Source organism: Streptomyces sp. NPDC048565, from assembly GCF_040650935.1.
Lineage (GTDB): Bacteria > Actinomycetota > Actinomycetes > Streptomycetales > Streptomycetaceae > Streptomyces.
Genome location: NZ_JBEZIH010000014.1, coordinates 1 through 12,191, shown reverse-complemented (window position 1 = coordinate 12,191; position 12,191 = coordinate 1). Strand labels below are relative to the sequence as shown.

The following is a 12,191-nucleotide window of genomic DNA, read 5'->3' as shown; positions in this document are numbered from 1 at the left end:
AAGAGGCCGCCCCACCCTTGTGCGTGGCGCCCGGGCGTGGCGCCCGGACCGTCGCTCAGTGCTCGTACGAGGCGATGTCGCCGATCACCGCGAATCCCAGGCCGTAGGCGCTCATCCCGCGCCCGTACGCGCCGATGTGCACCCCCTCGGGGGCCGAGCCCGCGAGCACCCAGCCGAACTCGGACTCGCGGTAGTGGAAGTCCACCGGCACGCCGTCCACCGGGAGGGACAGCGTCGACCAGGGCTCCCGGTCCAGATCGTCCGCGAGCTCGAACGCGATTTCGGTCTGCTGGTTCAGCCATTCGCCACGCAGGGTGTGGTCCATCTGCGGGGGCCAGGTGGATTCCAGCAGGCCCGAGCCCGCCAGCCAGGCCGCCGACGAGACCGTGGTGGCGTCCAGCACGCCCGTACCGTCGTCGCTGTCCCGCACAGGGCTGCTGCCCACGGTCACGACGACCGCGAAACGCGCCCTCTCCGCACCCGCGTCGGCCCGTACGACGGGCTCCTCGCCGTGCCCGGTGGAACCGTGCTGCACCGTGTCGTCCGCGGCTGCGGTGACGTGCATCAGCCAGCGCTGCCCCGTGAAGGCCTCGTCCAGCCCGTACCAGGGGAACGGCGCCTTGAGATAGCCGTCGACAGAACGCCGGGGCGCCTGCACCCCCTCTGCGGTGACTGCGTTGGGCGCATCGTCCGCCCCTGCCCGACTCGTCGTCTCCATCTGCCCGGCCGCCTCCTCGATCTTCTCTGATCCGGAGCGGCCCTCCCCCCGTGGGCATGGGCAACTCGCAACCGGACAGATGGAGAATAGCCATACCGTCCGGACGAGTCGGGATTGACGGGTCTCAGGTGGCGTCCGCGTCGAAGGGCGGGCGCTCGTCCTTGACCGGCTGCGCGGGCTTCTTGAGAAGGTCCGGCTTGGCCCCGGGGGTCCCCTCCACAGCGGCGGGGGCGATGTCCGCGGACGCGACGGCCGAGGCGCTCTCACGGCCGTTCACCGCGTCGGTGACCTCGGCCATCTCCTTGCGCAGGTCGAAGCTCTCGCGGATCTCCTTGAGCCCCAGGTCGTCGTTTCCGTCCATCAGCTGCTTACGGACGAACGTCTTGGGGTTGAGGTCCTCGAACTCGAAGTCCTTGAACTGAGGTCCGAGCTCCGAGCGGATGTCTTCCTTGGCGCTGTCCGAGAACTCACGGATCTTGCGGATGGTGCGCGTGACGTCCTGGATGACCTTCGGCAGCTTCTCCGGGCCGAATACGAGCACGGCGAGAACCACGAGCGTCAGCAGCTCGAGTGCGCCTATGTCATTGAACACCTTGCTGCTCCTCGTGTTCTCTGCGTGGTCTCCGTGTGTATTCCGCCGCCAGGTCATCGGGGGCCCGGACCGGCTCCACGGTACCCGGCGAAGCTGTCCGTGCGGTACCTGCCGGTGGCCGTCAGGTACCGCTTGCCGAACCCAGCGTCAAAGTCACGGACAGGTCTTTACCACCGCGGGTCAGGACGAGCCCGAGCCTGTCACCCGGACGGTGGGCGCGGATCTTGATGATCAGTTCCTCACCGCTGTGCACACGCCGGCCCTCCACCTCGGTGATGATGTCGCCCGACCGGATGCCCGCCTTGTCGGCCGGTCCGCCCTCGGTCACCGCCGCTGTGCCGTCGGCTCCCTCGCCGCCGACCTTGGCCCCGTCGCCGGTGAACTCCATGTCCAGCGTGACGCCGATCACGGGGTGGGTGGCCTTGCCGGTGTTGATCAGCTCCTCGGCGACCCGCTTGCCCTGGTTGATCGGTATCGCGAAGCCGAGGCCGATCGAGCCGGACTGGCTGCCGTCGGCAGCGGATCCGCTGTCGGCGGCGCGGATGGCGCTGTTGATGCCGATGGCCCGGGCCTCGGCGTCGACCAGGGGGCCGCCGGAATTGCCCGGATTGATCGGCGCGTCCGTCTGGAGGGCGTCGACGTAGCTGACGTCGCTGCCGTCGCCCTTCTCGCCGCCCGCGGTGATGGGCCGCTGCTTGGCGCTGATGATGCCGGAGGTGACCGTGTTGGACAGGTCGAAGGGTGCGCCGATGGCCACCACCGGGTCGCCCACCTGCACGTTGTCGGAGTTCCCCAGGGGCAGCGGCTTGAGTCCCGAGACGCCGTTGACCTTGACGACGGCCAGGTCGTAGCCGCTGTCCTTGCCGACGAGCTCGGCGGGCACGCTCTCCCCACTGCTGAAGGTGACGGTGATCTCGCCGGTGGAGCCCGCGGGAGCGACCACATGGTTGTTGGTGAGGATGTGGCCCTTGTCGTCGAGGACGAAGCCGGTGCCCGTGCCGGATTCGGCGGTGCCGTTGACGCGCAGGGTGACCACGCCGGGCAGGGCACTGGCAGCGATCCCGGCGACGCTGTCGGGTGCCCGGCCGCCGTTGTCCCGGTCGGCCTGGGGCAGTTCGACCGTGGTCAGACCGCCGTTGCGCTCGACGTAGGAACCGATTCCGCCACCGATCCCGCCGGCCACGAGTGCGAGCAGCACGGCCCCGAGGAGGAACGACCCGCGACGGCCTCCGCGCGGCCGGGCTTCGGTCCCCTGGCCGGGGCCCGGGTGGCTCAACGGCTGCTGGGGCACGCCCCAGGGGTCGTACCGCAGCCACTGGGAGGGCTGCTGAGGGCCCTGCTGGGGCCCTGGGGCCGCCTGCGCGGGCGGGGGCGCCGTGGGCTGCTGCGGCACGGTGTGCGGGGGCGGTGGCGGGGTGGCTGCGACGCCGTGCCCGTCTGTCCCGGAGTACGGCGGCGGTACGTGAGTCCCCGGTGCCGGCACCGGGGTCCCCTGCGCCGGGGTCGGCGCCGGGCGCTGCACGGGCGGCGCGGGCGCCCATGGCCCCGGACCGCCGTAGGGCGGGGTGCTGTACTCGTCGGGCGCGTGCAGCGGCTGCGTACGGTGCGCCGGCGGCTCGGCGGCGGGGGCAGGGGGCGCGGGCATGTAGTCGCCGTCCGCCGTCCTTACGACCGGGTCGGCCGGCGTGTGGTCGCCGTCCGCCGTCCCTGCGGCCGGGTCGGAGGCGGGTACGGGTGCGGGCGGCTCTGCGGCCGCCGTGGGTACGGCGTCCTCCGGTCCGGCCGGGCGGCTCCGCTCCGTCGAGGGACGGCTCCACCACTTCGTCTTCGGCCCGCTGGGCTTCCCGTCGTCCATGCTCTCCCCGCAACTGGCCCTTGCACGCCCCACAGGGGCGTCCCTCCCGGAATTCAACCAGGTTTGCGAATCCGCGCGCAGGCTCCCGGTCGGGGCGGTGTCAGCGCAGCGGGGTGAGCGGCATCGCGCGGTCGTGCAGCGGCGGCGTGGAGGCTGCTGCCGAGGCCGTCGCGGAAGGCTCCGGGTCCGCGCCGAAGGTGGCGGAGTACAACGGGCCCGCGTCGGTCGGGCGTATCAGCGGCGGCACGGTCACATTCAGCACGGGAAAGGCGAACGTGCCCGCGGTGAGCGCCGAGGTGCTCAGCAGCGAGGGGGCCGAGGCCGGCTGGGCGGAGGAGGACGGCGCGGCGCTCGGCCCGACGTCCCGGCCCACTCCGGCGGCGAGGGCACCGCCACCGCTGCGGCCGGCCGCCGCACTGCCGCCGCCGGTCCGCTCGTCGGCGTCGAGCGGGGTCGTGCTGCTGCCGGCGCCTTCGGCGCTGAGCGGTACCTCGGGATTGTGGTCGAGCGGGAGCGCGCCTCCGAGCGCGATGGCCGCGAGCGAGACCGCGCTGGCCGCGACGAACGCGAAGCGCCGTGCGCGCCAGGGAGAACGGTCCGCCTCCCGGCTCACGTCATGGATGCGGAAACCCGTGCCGGACGATCCGCCGGGCAGTACGGCGGTCGGGCCGTGGGCCGTGGGGAGATAGCCGAAACCGCCCAGGGGTGAGCGCCCGGATTCCGCGGGCCCGCCGGGCTGAAGCACGGGGAAGACTCCGTCGCCGAAGCGCCGATGGCCGTCGGCACCGTCGTCCGGGCCGTCGTCTCCGCTGCTGGGGCCCCCGGGGAGACCCTGGAGCCGGGCGAGGAAGCCCTCGGAGGGCGAAGGTGCGGCGGAGGTCGCGAAGGCGCTCTTCAGCCGCCGCTGGGCGTCGGCCTCGGCCTTACATCTGGCGCAGGTCGCCAGATGCGCGAGGACTCGCTCCCGGGCATCGTGTTTGAGCTCGCCGTCGACAAGCGCGGCGAGCCGGTCCCCCAGATGCTGCTCCGCGGGGGTCGGGCCTGTGTCACTCACGCCGCGCCGCCCTCCCCTGCCAGGACCGCGTCCGCGAGAAGGCGCTGCTCGGCGCGGGCCTCGGGCGAACGGTGCTTGAGCGCCTTGCGCAGGTGGGAGCGGCCACGGTGGATGCGGCTGCGCACCGTCCCGAGCTTGACGCCGAGGGTGGCGGCGATCTCCTCGTAGGAGAGGCCTTCGATGTCGCAGAGGACGACCGCGGCACGGAATTCGGGCGCGAGGGTGTCCAGCGCCTGCTGCACGTCCGCGTCGAAGTGTGTGTCGTTGAAGACCTGCTGCGGGGACGGCTCCCGGCTCGGCAGCCGCTCGGCCGCGTCGTCCCCGAGGGAGTCGAAACGGATCCGCTGCTTGCGGCGGACCATGTCCAGGAAGAGATTCGTCGTGATCCTGTGCAGCCAGCCCTCGAAGGTGCCGGGCGTGTAGGTCGACAGCGACCTGAAGACGCGGACAAAGACTTCCTGGGTGAGGTCCTCGGCGTCGTGCTGGTTTCCCGTCAGCCGGTAGGCGAGGCGGTACACACGGGCGCTGTGCGTGCTGACGATCTCTTCCCATGAGGGCGGGGTCCACGCCTGGGAGTCCGCATCTGAGGCGAAGGTCGCGGTCGGTGCGGAATCGTTGGAAGAACGGTCAGCAATGTTGGTCACGGATTTCGGCTCACCCGCCGACCTGAGGAACCGCCGCAGCGCGCCCCTCCGATCCACAGGCGCAGCCGCACCTCCCCTATCGGCTCTGGTGGTGTCCAGTGGAGCCCCTACCATAGCCACCTCGCCCGTTAGCTCCGGATAAGCCTTTTTACCTGCTGGTGTCCCGGTGTCCCCGGGAGCAAGAGGCACATTCCGGGCCCGGCCGCAGGGTCCGGTCCATGTGTTCCCCTCCGCCCTTTCATAACGCCCGGTCCCATCTGCGGGTTCCCGGGTCCAGCGGATACAGTCACCGTTGCGCCAACTACGGGGACAGGAGAGGGTCATTACCGCCAACCGGCAGACGAGCTGGGCATTCGCCGACGCCTTTGTCGCCGAGGAAGAGGCTCTTCTCTGGGCCCGGGACCGGGCCCAGGACACAGGGCTGCGCCCGGTGTCGTCGGGCACCGGTGCGGCGCTGCGCCTGCTCGCCGCCACCGCGGACGCCAAGGCGGTGGCCGAGATCGGTACCGGAACGGGCGTGTCCGGAATCTATCTGCTGCAGGGCATGCGCCCTGACGGCGTCCTGACCACCGTCGACCCGGAACCCGAGCGCCAGCAGTTCGCCCGTGAGGCCTTCCGCGCCGCGGGCTTCGCCACGAACCGGGCCCGTTTCATCCCGGGGCGCGCCCTCGACGTCCTGCCGCGGCTCGCGGACGGCGGATACGACCTCGTCTTCTGCGACGGCGACCGGCTGGAGAGCCTGGACTGCCTCGCTGAATCGTTGCGCCTGCTGCGGCCCGGCGGCCTGGTCTGCTTCGAGGGCGTCTTCGCCGACGGCCGCACGATCGACTCGGCGGCGCAGCCGGCCGAGGTGCTGCGCCTGCGTGAACTGCTGCGGGCCGTGCGCGAAAGCCAGGAGCTCATGGCGACGCTGCTGCCGGTGGGCGACGGCCTGCTGTGCGCGGTACGGCGCGGCTGACCCTCCCGTCCGGCGGCCATCGGCCGGGGCTTCACCGTCACCCGGATCCCGACGCAACTCTGCCCCGGCACGGAGTCCGTGCCGGGGCAGCAGTGAAGTGTGGGCGCCTCCGCCTCAGCCGACGACCTTCTTCAGAGCGTCACCGAGTGCATCGGCCTCGTCCGGAGTCAGCTCGACGACAAGCCGACCGCCGCCTTCGAGCGGAACGCGCATGACGATGCCCCGCCCCTCCTTTGTCACCTCGAGCGGGCCGTCGCCCGTCCGCGGCTTCATGGCCGCCATGCTCGTTCCCCTTCCTGAAACCAGCTCATCGCAGCCGGCGGCCCCATGACAGGCGCTGCCTCACCGGCGTCGAACACAATGCTTCCTCCGCATTATCCCGCATCAGGGACCCCGATGAGCAACATCGGTCGGCATCGCTTGAACAACGCGCTCTCTCAAAACCACCCAATTCGGCGATCCGGCTGCGATACTGCGCCACCGTCGGCCCTCAGCCGAGGTCCAATCGTTAGACGCAGGTCACATGTCCCGGCACATGTCCGGGGCACCTGAAGTCCGCCATGCTTGCCTGGACAGGACACGCTGCCGGACCCCAGAAGGAGACCCCGCAATGGCCGACACGGCTGACACGGTGCTCACGGACGTGAGCGACGGGCTCGCGACGATCACGATCAATCGTCCCGACGCGATGAACGCCATGAACACCGCCGCCAAGGCCGCACTCCGCGACTCCCTCCGGGCGGTCGCGGACGACCCGGCGGTGCGCGCCGTTCTGCTCACCGCCACCGGGCGCGCCTTCTGTGTCGGCCAGGACCTCAAGGAGCACGTCGCGAAGCTCGCCGAGGCGCGCGAGTCGGAGGGCGGCAACGCGCTGAGCACGGTGCGGGAGCACTACAACCCCATCGTCCGCGCCCTCACGGAGATGGAGAAGCCCGTGGTCGCGGGGGTCAACGGGGTCGCCGCCGGGGCCGGTTTCGGATTCGCGCTCGCCGCCGACTACCGCGTGGTCGCCGACACCGCCTCCTTCAACACGTCGTTCGCGGGGGTCGCGCTGTCCGCGGACTCGGGCGTCTCCTGGACCCTGCCCCGGCTGATCGGCCCGAGCCGCGCCGCCGACCTGCTGTTCTTCCCGCGCTCCCTCTCCGCCCAGGAGGCGTACGAGCTGGGCATCGCGAACAAGGTGGTGCCCGCGGCCGACCTCGCGAAGGAGGCGCACGCGGTGGCCCGCGCCCTGGCGGACGGGCCGACGGTGGCGTACGCGGCCCTGAAGGCGTCCCTGGCGTACGGCGCCGGGCGCTCGCTCGCGGAGACCCTGGAGAAGGAGGACGAACTCCAGACGAAGGCGGGCGCGTCGCAGGACCACACGATCGCGGTCGAGGCGTTCCTCGCCAAGCAGCCGCCGAAGTATCTCGGCAGGTAGGACGCTCGGCCGGCAGGGCTCCCGGCAGCCGGCCCTACAGCCCTTCGCGCCGGGCCACGCAGTCGGCCAGGTGGTCGTCGACGAGGCCGCAGGCCTGCATCAGGGCGTACGCGGTCGTGGGGCCGACGAAGCGGATGGACCGCTTCTTCAGGTCCTTGGCCAGCGCGGCCGACTCGGGGGTGATCGCCGGGACGTCGGCGAGGGTCCGCGGGGCCGGCCGCGTGGCCGGGTCGGGTGCGTGGGACCAGATGAGCGCGTCCAGCTCGCCCTCGCCCCAGCCGGCCAGCACCTCGGCGTTGGCGAGGGTGGCGTCGATCTTCGCGCGGTTGCGGATGATCCCGGCGTCGGCGAGGAGGCGTTCCTTGTCGGCATCGGTGAACTCCGCGACGGCGGAGATCTTGAATCCGGCGAACGCGCTGCGGAAGCCCTCGCGGCGGCGCAGGATCGTCAGCCAGGACAGGCCCGACTGGAACGCCTCCAGGCAGAGCCGCTCGAAGAGGGCGTCGTCCCCGTGCACGGGGCGGCCCCACTCGGTGTCGTGGTAGGCGAGGTAGTCCTCCGTGGACAGGCCCCAGGGACAGCGCGGCCGCCCGTCCGCCGCGGGCACGGCGCCGCTCAACGCCCGCCCTCCTCGCCCTGCGGGCCGTCTCCCGCGGCCGGTCCTTCGGGCCGCTTGAGCAGGTCGGGGCCGTTCACCGCGGTGGCCTGGGCCCCGGCGAGCGCCGATTCCAGCTCGGCGATGTGGGCGTCACGCTCGGCGAGCTCGGCCCCGAGTCTGCCGAGGGCCTCGTCCACGTCCGTCATGCGGTAGCCGCGCACGGAAAGGGGCAGCCGCATGGCCTCGACATCGGCGCGGCCGACGGGGCGGTCGAGGGGCAGCGGGTCGGTGAGCCGCTCGGGCTCGACGTCCTGCAGCACCGCGCTTTTGCCTCCACCGACCACCGCGAGCGTGACCGCGGCCACGACCACGACCATCGTGAGCAGCAAGAACCAGAACACGCGCATCTCCCGGGTAACGGAATACCTGTCCAGGTCAGATCGTGCCATGCGGCACTGACAGTTAGGGTCTTTCGTTTGGAGAGACCCTGGGGCGCGTTTCGAAAGTAGCGCCGTCCGCCCGAAGGGCGGGCAGGCGGGACTTTCGAAACACGCCCCAGGGGTCGCAGGCGGGCCGAAGGGCTACGAGGGAGGAACCAGGGACATGCGAAGCGATGCGCTCAGGCTGGGGCGGCGGGAGTTCGGGCCGCGCGAGCCGGTGATCATGGCGATCGTGAACCGGACCCCCGATTCCTTCTACGACCAGGGGGCGACGTTCCGCGACGAGCCCGCGCTCTCCCGGGTCGAGCAGGCCGTCGCGGAGGGCGCGGCGATCATCGACATCGGCGGGGTGAAGGCCGGCCCCGGCGAGGAGGTGACGGCGCAGGAGGAGGCGCGCCGCACGGTCGGTTTCGTTGCCGAGGTGCGCCGCCGCCACCCGGACGTCGTGATCAGCGTGGACACCTGGCGGCACGACGTGGGTGAGGCGGTCTGTGAGGCCGGGGCCGACCTGCTGAACGACGCCTGGGGCGGCGTCGACCCGAAGCTGGCGGAGGTGGCCGCGCGGTACGGAGCGGGGCTCGTGTGCACGCACGCGGGCGGCGCGGAGCCCCGTACCCGGCCGCACCGGGTCGCCTACGACGATGTGATGGCGGACATCCTGCGCGCGACCCTGGGTCTCGCGGAGCGGGCCGTGGAGCTCGGGGTCAGGCCGGACGGGATCATGATCGACCCGGGGCACGACTTCGGGAAGAACACCCGGCACTCACTGGAGGCCACGCGCCGGCTGGAGGAGATGACGGCCACGGGCTGGCCCGTACTGGTCTCGCTCTCCAACAAGGACTTCGTCGGCGAGACGCTCGACAAGCCGGTCAAGGAACGCGTGATCGGGACGCTCGCGACGACGGCCGTGTCGGCATGGCTGGGCGCCCAGGTGTACCGGGTGCACGAGGTGGCCGAGACCCGGCAGGTCCTGGACATGGTGGCGTCCATCGCGGGCCACCGGCCGCCGGCGGTCGCGCGGCGGGGCCTGGCGTAGGCCTCACCGCCGCGCACCGCCCCGGCTACCGGCCGACTTCCTTCGTGACCAGCCGGACCGCCTCGTCCACGTCGTCCGTGACGTGGAACAGCATCAGGTCACGCTCGGACGCCTTGCCCCCCGCGACCACCGTGTCCCGCAGCCAGTCCACAAGACCGCCCCAGTACGCCGTTCCGAACAGGACGATCGGGAAGCGCGTCACCTTGCCCGTCTGCACCAGGGTCAGCGCCTCGAAGAGCTCGTCCAGGGTGCCGAGGCCACCGGGCAGCACGACGAAGCCCTGGGCGTACTTCACGAACATCGTCTTACGGACGAAGAAGTACCGGAAGTTGACGCCGATGTCGACATGTGGATTCAGTCCCGACTCGAAGGGCAGCTCGATGCCGAGCCCGACGGAGACGCCCTTGGCGTCCCTGGCCCCCTTGTTCGCGGCCTCCATGGCCCCGGGCCCGCCGCCCGTGATGACGGCGAACCCCGCCTCGACGAGCGCCTTGCCGATCCGTACGCCCGCCTCGTAGTCCGGTCCGCCCACCGGGGTACGGGCCGAACCGAAGACGCTGATGGCACTGGGAAGTTCCGCCAGCGCGCCGAATCCCTCCACGAACTCGGACTGGATCCGCATGACCCGCCAGGGGTCGGTGTGGACCCACTCCGAGTCGCCCTCCGAATCCAGCAGCCGCTGATCGGTCGTGCCCGGCTGGACCTGGTCCCTGCGGCGCAGCACCGGGCCCAGTCGCTGTTCCTCGGGCTTCACCGCACCCTCGGGAATCTGCGCGCCCTCGGGGATCCGTGCGTCCTCCGGGTTGCCCATGACCTGCTCCCTCCGCCGACCTGCGATGTGCGTGTGTCGGTCAAGCCTAGATCGGCGAAGGTTACGCGCAGGGGAATGCCGTGGGTCAGCTGCTGAGCCAGGAGCGGAGGCGCTCCTCGCAGTGCGTGATCCTTTCGACCTTTACATGCTCGTCCCGCTTGTGTGCGAACAGCGGGTCGCCCGGTCCGTAGTTCACCGCCGGGATGCCCAGGGAGCCGAACCGGGACACGTCGGTCCAGCCGAACTTGGGCCGCGCGACGCCGCCGACCGCGTCCATGAACGCCTTGGCGGCAGGGTGCGAGAGGCCGGGCATCGCGGCGCCCGTGTGGTCGTCCACGACGAACTCGGCCACACCACAGTCCGCGAAGACCTCCTGGACGTGCGCCTCGGCCTGCTCGGCCGTGATGTCCGGGGCGTAGCGGTAGTTGACGACCACGGTGCAGGCGTCCGGGATGACGTTGGTGGCGACGCCGCCCTCGATGCCCACGGCGTTGAGGCCTTCGCGGTACTCGAGGCCGTCGATGACCGGGCGGCGCGGCTCGTACGCGGCCAGCTTGGCCAGCGCGGGGGCGGCGGCGTGGACCGCGTTGGACCCCATCCAGCCGCGTGCGGAGTGCGAGCGCTCACCCTCGAAGCGCAGATGGACACGGAGCGTGCCCTGGCAGCCGCCCTCCACCTCGCCGTTGGAGCCCTCCAGGAGCACGGCGAAGTCCGCGTCGAGCCACTCGGGGTGCGCCTCGGCCACGTGCCCGAGGCCGTTGAGGTGGGCGGCGACCTCTTCGTTGTCGTAGAAGATGAACGTGAGGTCGCGGTTGGGGTCGGGCACCGTCGCCGCGATGCGCAGCTGGACGGCGACGCCCGACTTCATGTCGGAGGTGCCGCAGCCCCACAGCACCCCGTCGTCGTCGAGCCTGGACGGCACGTTGTCCGCGATCGGGACGGTGTCGATGTGCCCCGCCAGCACGACACGCTCGGCACGGCCCAGCTGCGTCCTGGCCACGATGTTGTTGCCGTGGCGGTCGACGGTCAGGTGTGGCAGCGGGCGCAGGGCCGCCTCGATGGCGTCGGCGAGGTCCTTCTCCTGCCCGCTGACCGACGGGAAGTCGACCAGCCGGGCGGTGAGCTCCGGGCCGTCCAGGGCGAGGTCAAGCGTGTGTCCATCCATGGCCACGAGCGTAACGACCTGGTGCGCGACCCGCGTCCCGGCCCCGTTCCTGCCCTCCCGTCCACGGCCGGCGCCGCGCGGGGTGCCGGCCTGGGCCGAATGCGGCTCGCTCAACAGTGCGCCCCGTCACCCGTACGGGTCGTTCGGCATCCATCGCACGCCCGCTTCCACCACCGCTCCCCCCGGCCCCGCGGCACGGAAGGATTCCCTTGCGTACGGCCCGAAGTGACGGTTCATCAGGTGCCGGCCGAATGCACTGTTCACCCGGGTTCCTCCGTTGCGGATTATCCGACGCATTACCTAGTCTTTACCTTGACGCCCCGCAACCTTCCCCGCCCCCGGACCGGTTGTTCAGTGCGTCCGATCACCGGACAGACGGATTCCACATCCGCCGAGAACCCGTTGACGTCCCGCCGAAGGAGCATCATGTCCCTCCCCCTGACCCGCCGGATCGCCCGTGCCGCGCTGCTGATCGCCGCTGCGGCCCCCGTGGTCGGCGCGGCCGGCGCCGCCGGTGCCGCGGGACTCCCGCAGACCCCCGCGCTCGGCGGCCTCACCTCGCTCGACGGTGCCGGACTCAGCAGCACGCTGGACTCCACGTCGAAGCAGGGCTCCCAGGTGGCGAACGAGACCGGCGGCAAGGTCGTCGGCACGGCCCTTCCCGCCGCCGGCCAGACCCTGGAGAAGGCCGGCACCCTGGCCGACGGCGAGCTGACCGACGACACCCTCCCCACCAAGGGCCTGCCCCTCGGCTGATCCACGCCGGAACACGCGCCACGTGCGCGCGAAGGGGGCCTCGGGAGTGCGCACTCCCGAGGCCCCCCAGGCGCCCCCCCCCGGGGGGGGTTGGTTGAGAAAGGGAGAGCACACCGCTGAACACCCCGCCAAAACAAAAAAAAG

The 12,191-nt window shown here is 71.5% G+C and carries 13 protein-coding genes and 1 pseudogene; 4 read left to right on the top strand and 10 right to left on the bottom strand.

Annotated features, from left to right (window positions below; all coding sequences use genetic code 11):
* Positions 1 to 55 precede the first annotated feature (55 nt).
* The 5 genes from AB0C75_RS18295 to sigE form a co-directional block, all read right to left on the bottom strand.
* Positions 56 to 718, bottom strand: coding sequence for a hypothetical protein (locus AB0C75_RS18295; protein ID WP_362891931.1), 663 nt, complete (start codon positions 716 to 718; stop codon positions 56 to 58).
* A 124-nt stretch (positions 719 to 842) separates the two neighbouring features.
* Positions 843 to 1,310: a sec-independent translocase gene (locus AB0C75_RS18290; RefSeq protein ID WP_362891929.1), complete on the bottom strand. Its 468-nt coding sequence runs from the start codon at positions 1,308 to 1,310 to the stop codon at positions 843 to 845.
* Between the two features lie 121 nt (positions 1,311 to 1,431).
* Entirely contained in the window at positions 1,432 to 3,165 is a 1,734-nt protein-coding gene (locus AB0C75_RS18285) for a trypsin-like peptidase domain-containing protein (protein ID WP_362891927.1), read from the bottom strand.
* 100 nt (positions 3,166 to 3,265) lie between these two features.
* The gene (locus tag AB0C75_RS18280) at positions 3,266 to 4,219 is read right to left on the bottom strand and encodes a zf-HC2 domain-containing protein (protein WP_362891925.1); all 954 of its coding nucleotides are present in this window, start codon (positions 4,217 to 4,219) and stop codon (positions 3,266 to 3,268) included.
* On the bottom strand, positions 4,216 to 4,977 hold the full coding sequence (gene sigE / locus AB0C75_RS18275; RefSeq protein ID WP_362891923.1) for an RNA polymerase sigma factor SigE: 762 nt from the start codon (positions 4,975 to 4,977) through the stop codon (positions 4,216 to 4,218). Before sigE ends, AB0C75_RS18280 begins: the two co-directional genes overlap by 4 nt.
* A 178-nt stretch (positions 4,978 to 5,155) precedes the next feature.
* On the opposite strand from sigE, the gene AB0C75_RS18270 reads away from it, so the two are divergent.
* Positions 5,156 to 5,821 carry an O-methyltransferase gene (locus AB0C75_RS18270; protein WP_362891921.1) on the top strand — a complete coding sequence of 222 codons (666 nt, stop codon included), beginning with the start codon at positions 5,156 to 5,158 and terminating at the stop codon, positions 5,819 to 5,821.
* Positions 5,822 to 5,935: 114 nt separating this feature from the next.
* On the opposite strand, the gene AB0C75_RS18265 is transcribed toward AB0C75_RS18270, so the two are convergent.
* On the bottom strand, positions 5,936 to 6,103 hold the full coding sequence (locus tag AB0C75_RS18265; protein ID WP_003966491.1) for a DUF3117 domain-containing protein: 168 nt from the start codon (positions 6,101 to 6,103) through the stop codon (positions 5,936 to 5,938).
* Between the two features lie 328 nt (positions 6,104 to 6,431).
* On the opposite strand from AB0C75_RS18265, the gene AB0C75_RS18260 reads away from it, so the two are divergent.
* The gene (locus AB0C75_RS18260) at positions 6,432 to 7,241 is read left to right on the top strand and encodes an enoyl-CoA hydratase-related protein (protein WP_362891919.1); all 810 of its coding nucleotides are present in this window, start codon (positions 6,432 to 6,434) and stop codon (positions 7,239 to 7,241) included.
* A 34-nt stretch (positions 7,242 to 7,275) separates the two neighbouring features.
* Here AB0C75_RS18260 and AB0C75_RS18255 read toward each other — a convergent pair whose 3' ends face one another.
* Entirely contained in the window at positions 7,276 to 7,860 is a 585-nt protein-coding gene (locus tag AB0C75_RS18255; protein ID WP_362891917.1) for a DNA-3-methyladenine glycosylase I, read from the bottom strand.
* Complete coding sequence (locus tag AB0C75_RS18250; protein WP_362892224.1) at positions 7,857 to 8,246, bottom strand: cell division protein DivIVA; 390 nt, start codon at positions 8,244 to 8,246, stop codon at positions 7,857 to 7,859. The genes AB0C75_RS18255 and AB0C75_RS18250 overlap by 4 nt, the downstream gene beginning before the upstream one ends.
* 196 nt (positions 8,247 to 8,442) lie before the next feature.
* Between AB0C75_RS18250 and folP the strand changes: the two genes are divergently transcribed.
* Positions 8,443 to 9,315: a dihydropteroate synthase gene (folP, locus tag AB0C75_RS18245; protein WP_362891915.1), complete on the top strand. Its 873-nt coding sequence runs from the start codon at positions 8,443 to 8,445 to the stop codon at positions 9,313 to 9,315.
* Between the two features lie 25 nt (positions 9,316 to 9,340).
* On the opposite strand, the gene AB0C75_RS18240 is transcribed toward folP, so the two are convergent.
* Together AB0C75_RS18240 and dapE are read right to left on the bottom strand one after the other, a co-directional pair.
* Positions 9,341 to 10,126: a TIGR00730 family Rossman fold protein gene (locus AB0C75_RS18240; protein WP_362891913.1), complete on the bottom strand. Its 786-nt coding sequence runs from the start codon at positions 10,124 to 10,126 to the stop codon at positions 9,341 to 9,343.
* An 85-nt stretch (positions 10,127 to 10,211) separates the two neighbouring features.
* Entirely contained in the window at positions 10,212 to 11,291 is a 1,080-nt protein-coding gene (gene dapE, locus AB0C75_RS18235) for a succinyl-diaminopimelate desuccinylase (RefSeq protein ID WP_362891911.1), read from the bottom strand.
* 426 nt (positions 11,292 to 11,717) lie between these two features.
* Here dapE and AB0C75_RS18230 point away from each other — a divergent pair.
* A pseudogene (locus AB0C75_RS18230) lies at positions 11,718 to 11,972 on the top strand (ATP-binding protein); the annotation flags it as partial.
* Between the last annotated feature and the right edge of the window lie 219 nt (positions 11,973 to 12,191).

Bases quoted from the DNA above. Each gene is read 5' to 3' on its own strand.
- AB0C75_RS18295 (WP_362891931.1), bottom strand. From the start codon at position 718: ATGGAGACGACGAGTCGGGCAGGGGCGGACGATGCGCCCAACGCAGTC.
- AB0C75_RS18285 (WP_362891927.1), bottom strand. From the start codon at position 3,165: ATGGACGACGGGAAGCCCAGCGGGCCGAAGACGAAGTGGTGGAGCCGT.
- sigE (WP_362891923.1), bottom strand. From the start codon at position 4,977: ATGGTAGGGGCTCCACTGGACACCACCAGAGCCGATAGGGGAGGTGCG.
- AB0C75_RS18265 (WP_003966491.1), bottom strand. From the start codon at position 6,103: ATGGCGGCCATGAAGCCGCGGACGGGCGACGGCCCGCTCGAGGTGACA.
- AB0C75_RS18260 (WP_362891919.1), top strand. From the start codon at position 6,432: ATGGCCGACACGGCTGACACGGTGCTCACGGACGTGAGCGACGGGCTC.
- AB0C75_RS18250 (WP_362892224.1), bottom strand. From the start codon at position 8,246: ATGCGCGTGTTCTGGTTCTTGCTGCTCACGATGGTCGTGGTCGTGGCC.
- folP (WP_362891915.1), top strand. From the start codon at position 8,443: ATGCGAAGCGATGCGCTCAGGCTGGGGCGGCGGGAGTTCGGGCCGCGC.
- AB0C75_RS18240 (WP_362891913.1), bottom strand. From the start codon at position 10,126: ATGGGCAACCCGGAGGACGCACGGATCCCCGAGGGCGCGCAGATTCCC.
- dapE (WP_362891911.1), bottom strand. From the start codon at position 11,291: ATGGATGGACACACGCTTGACCTCGCCCTGGACGGCCCGGAGCTCACC.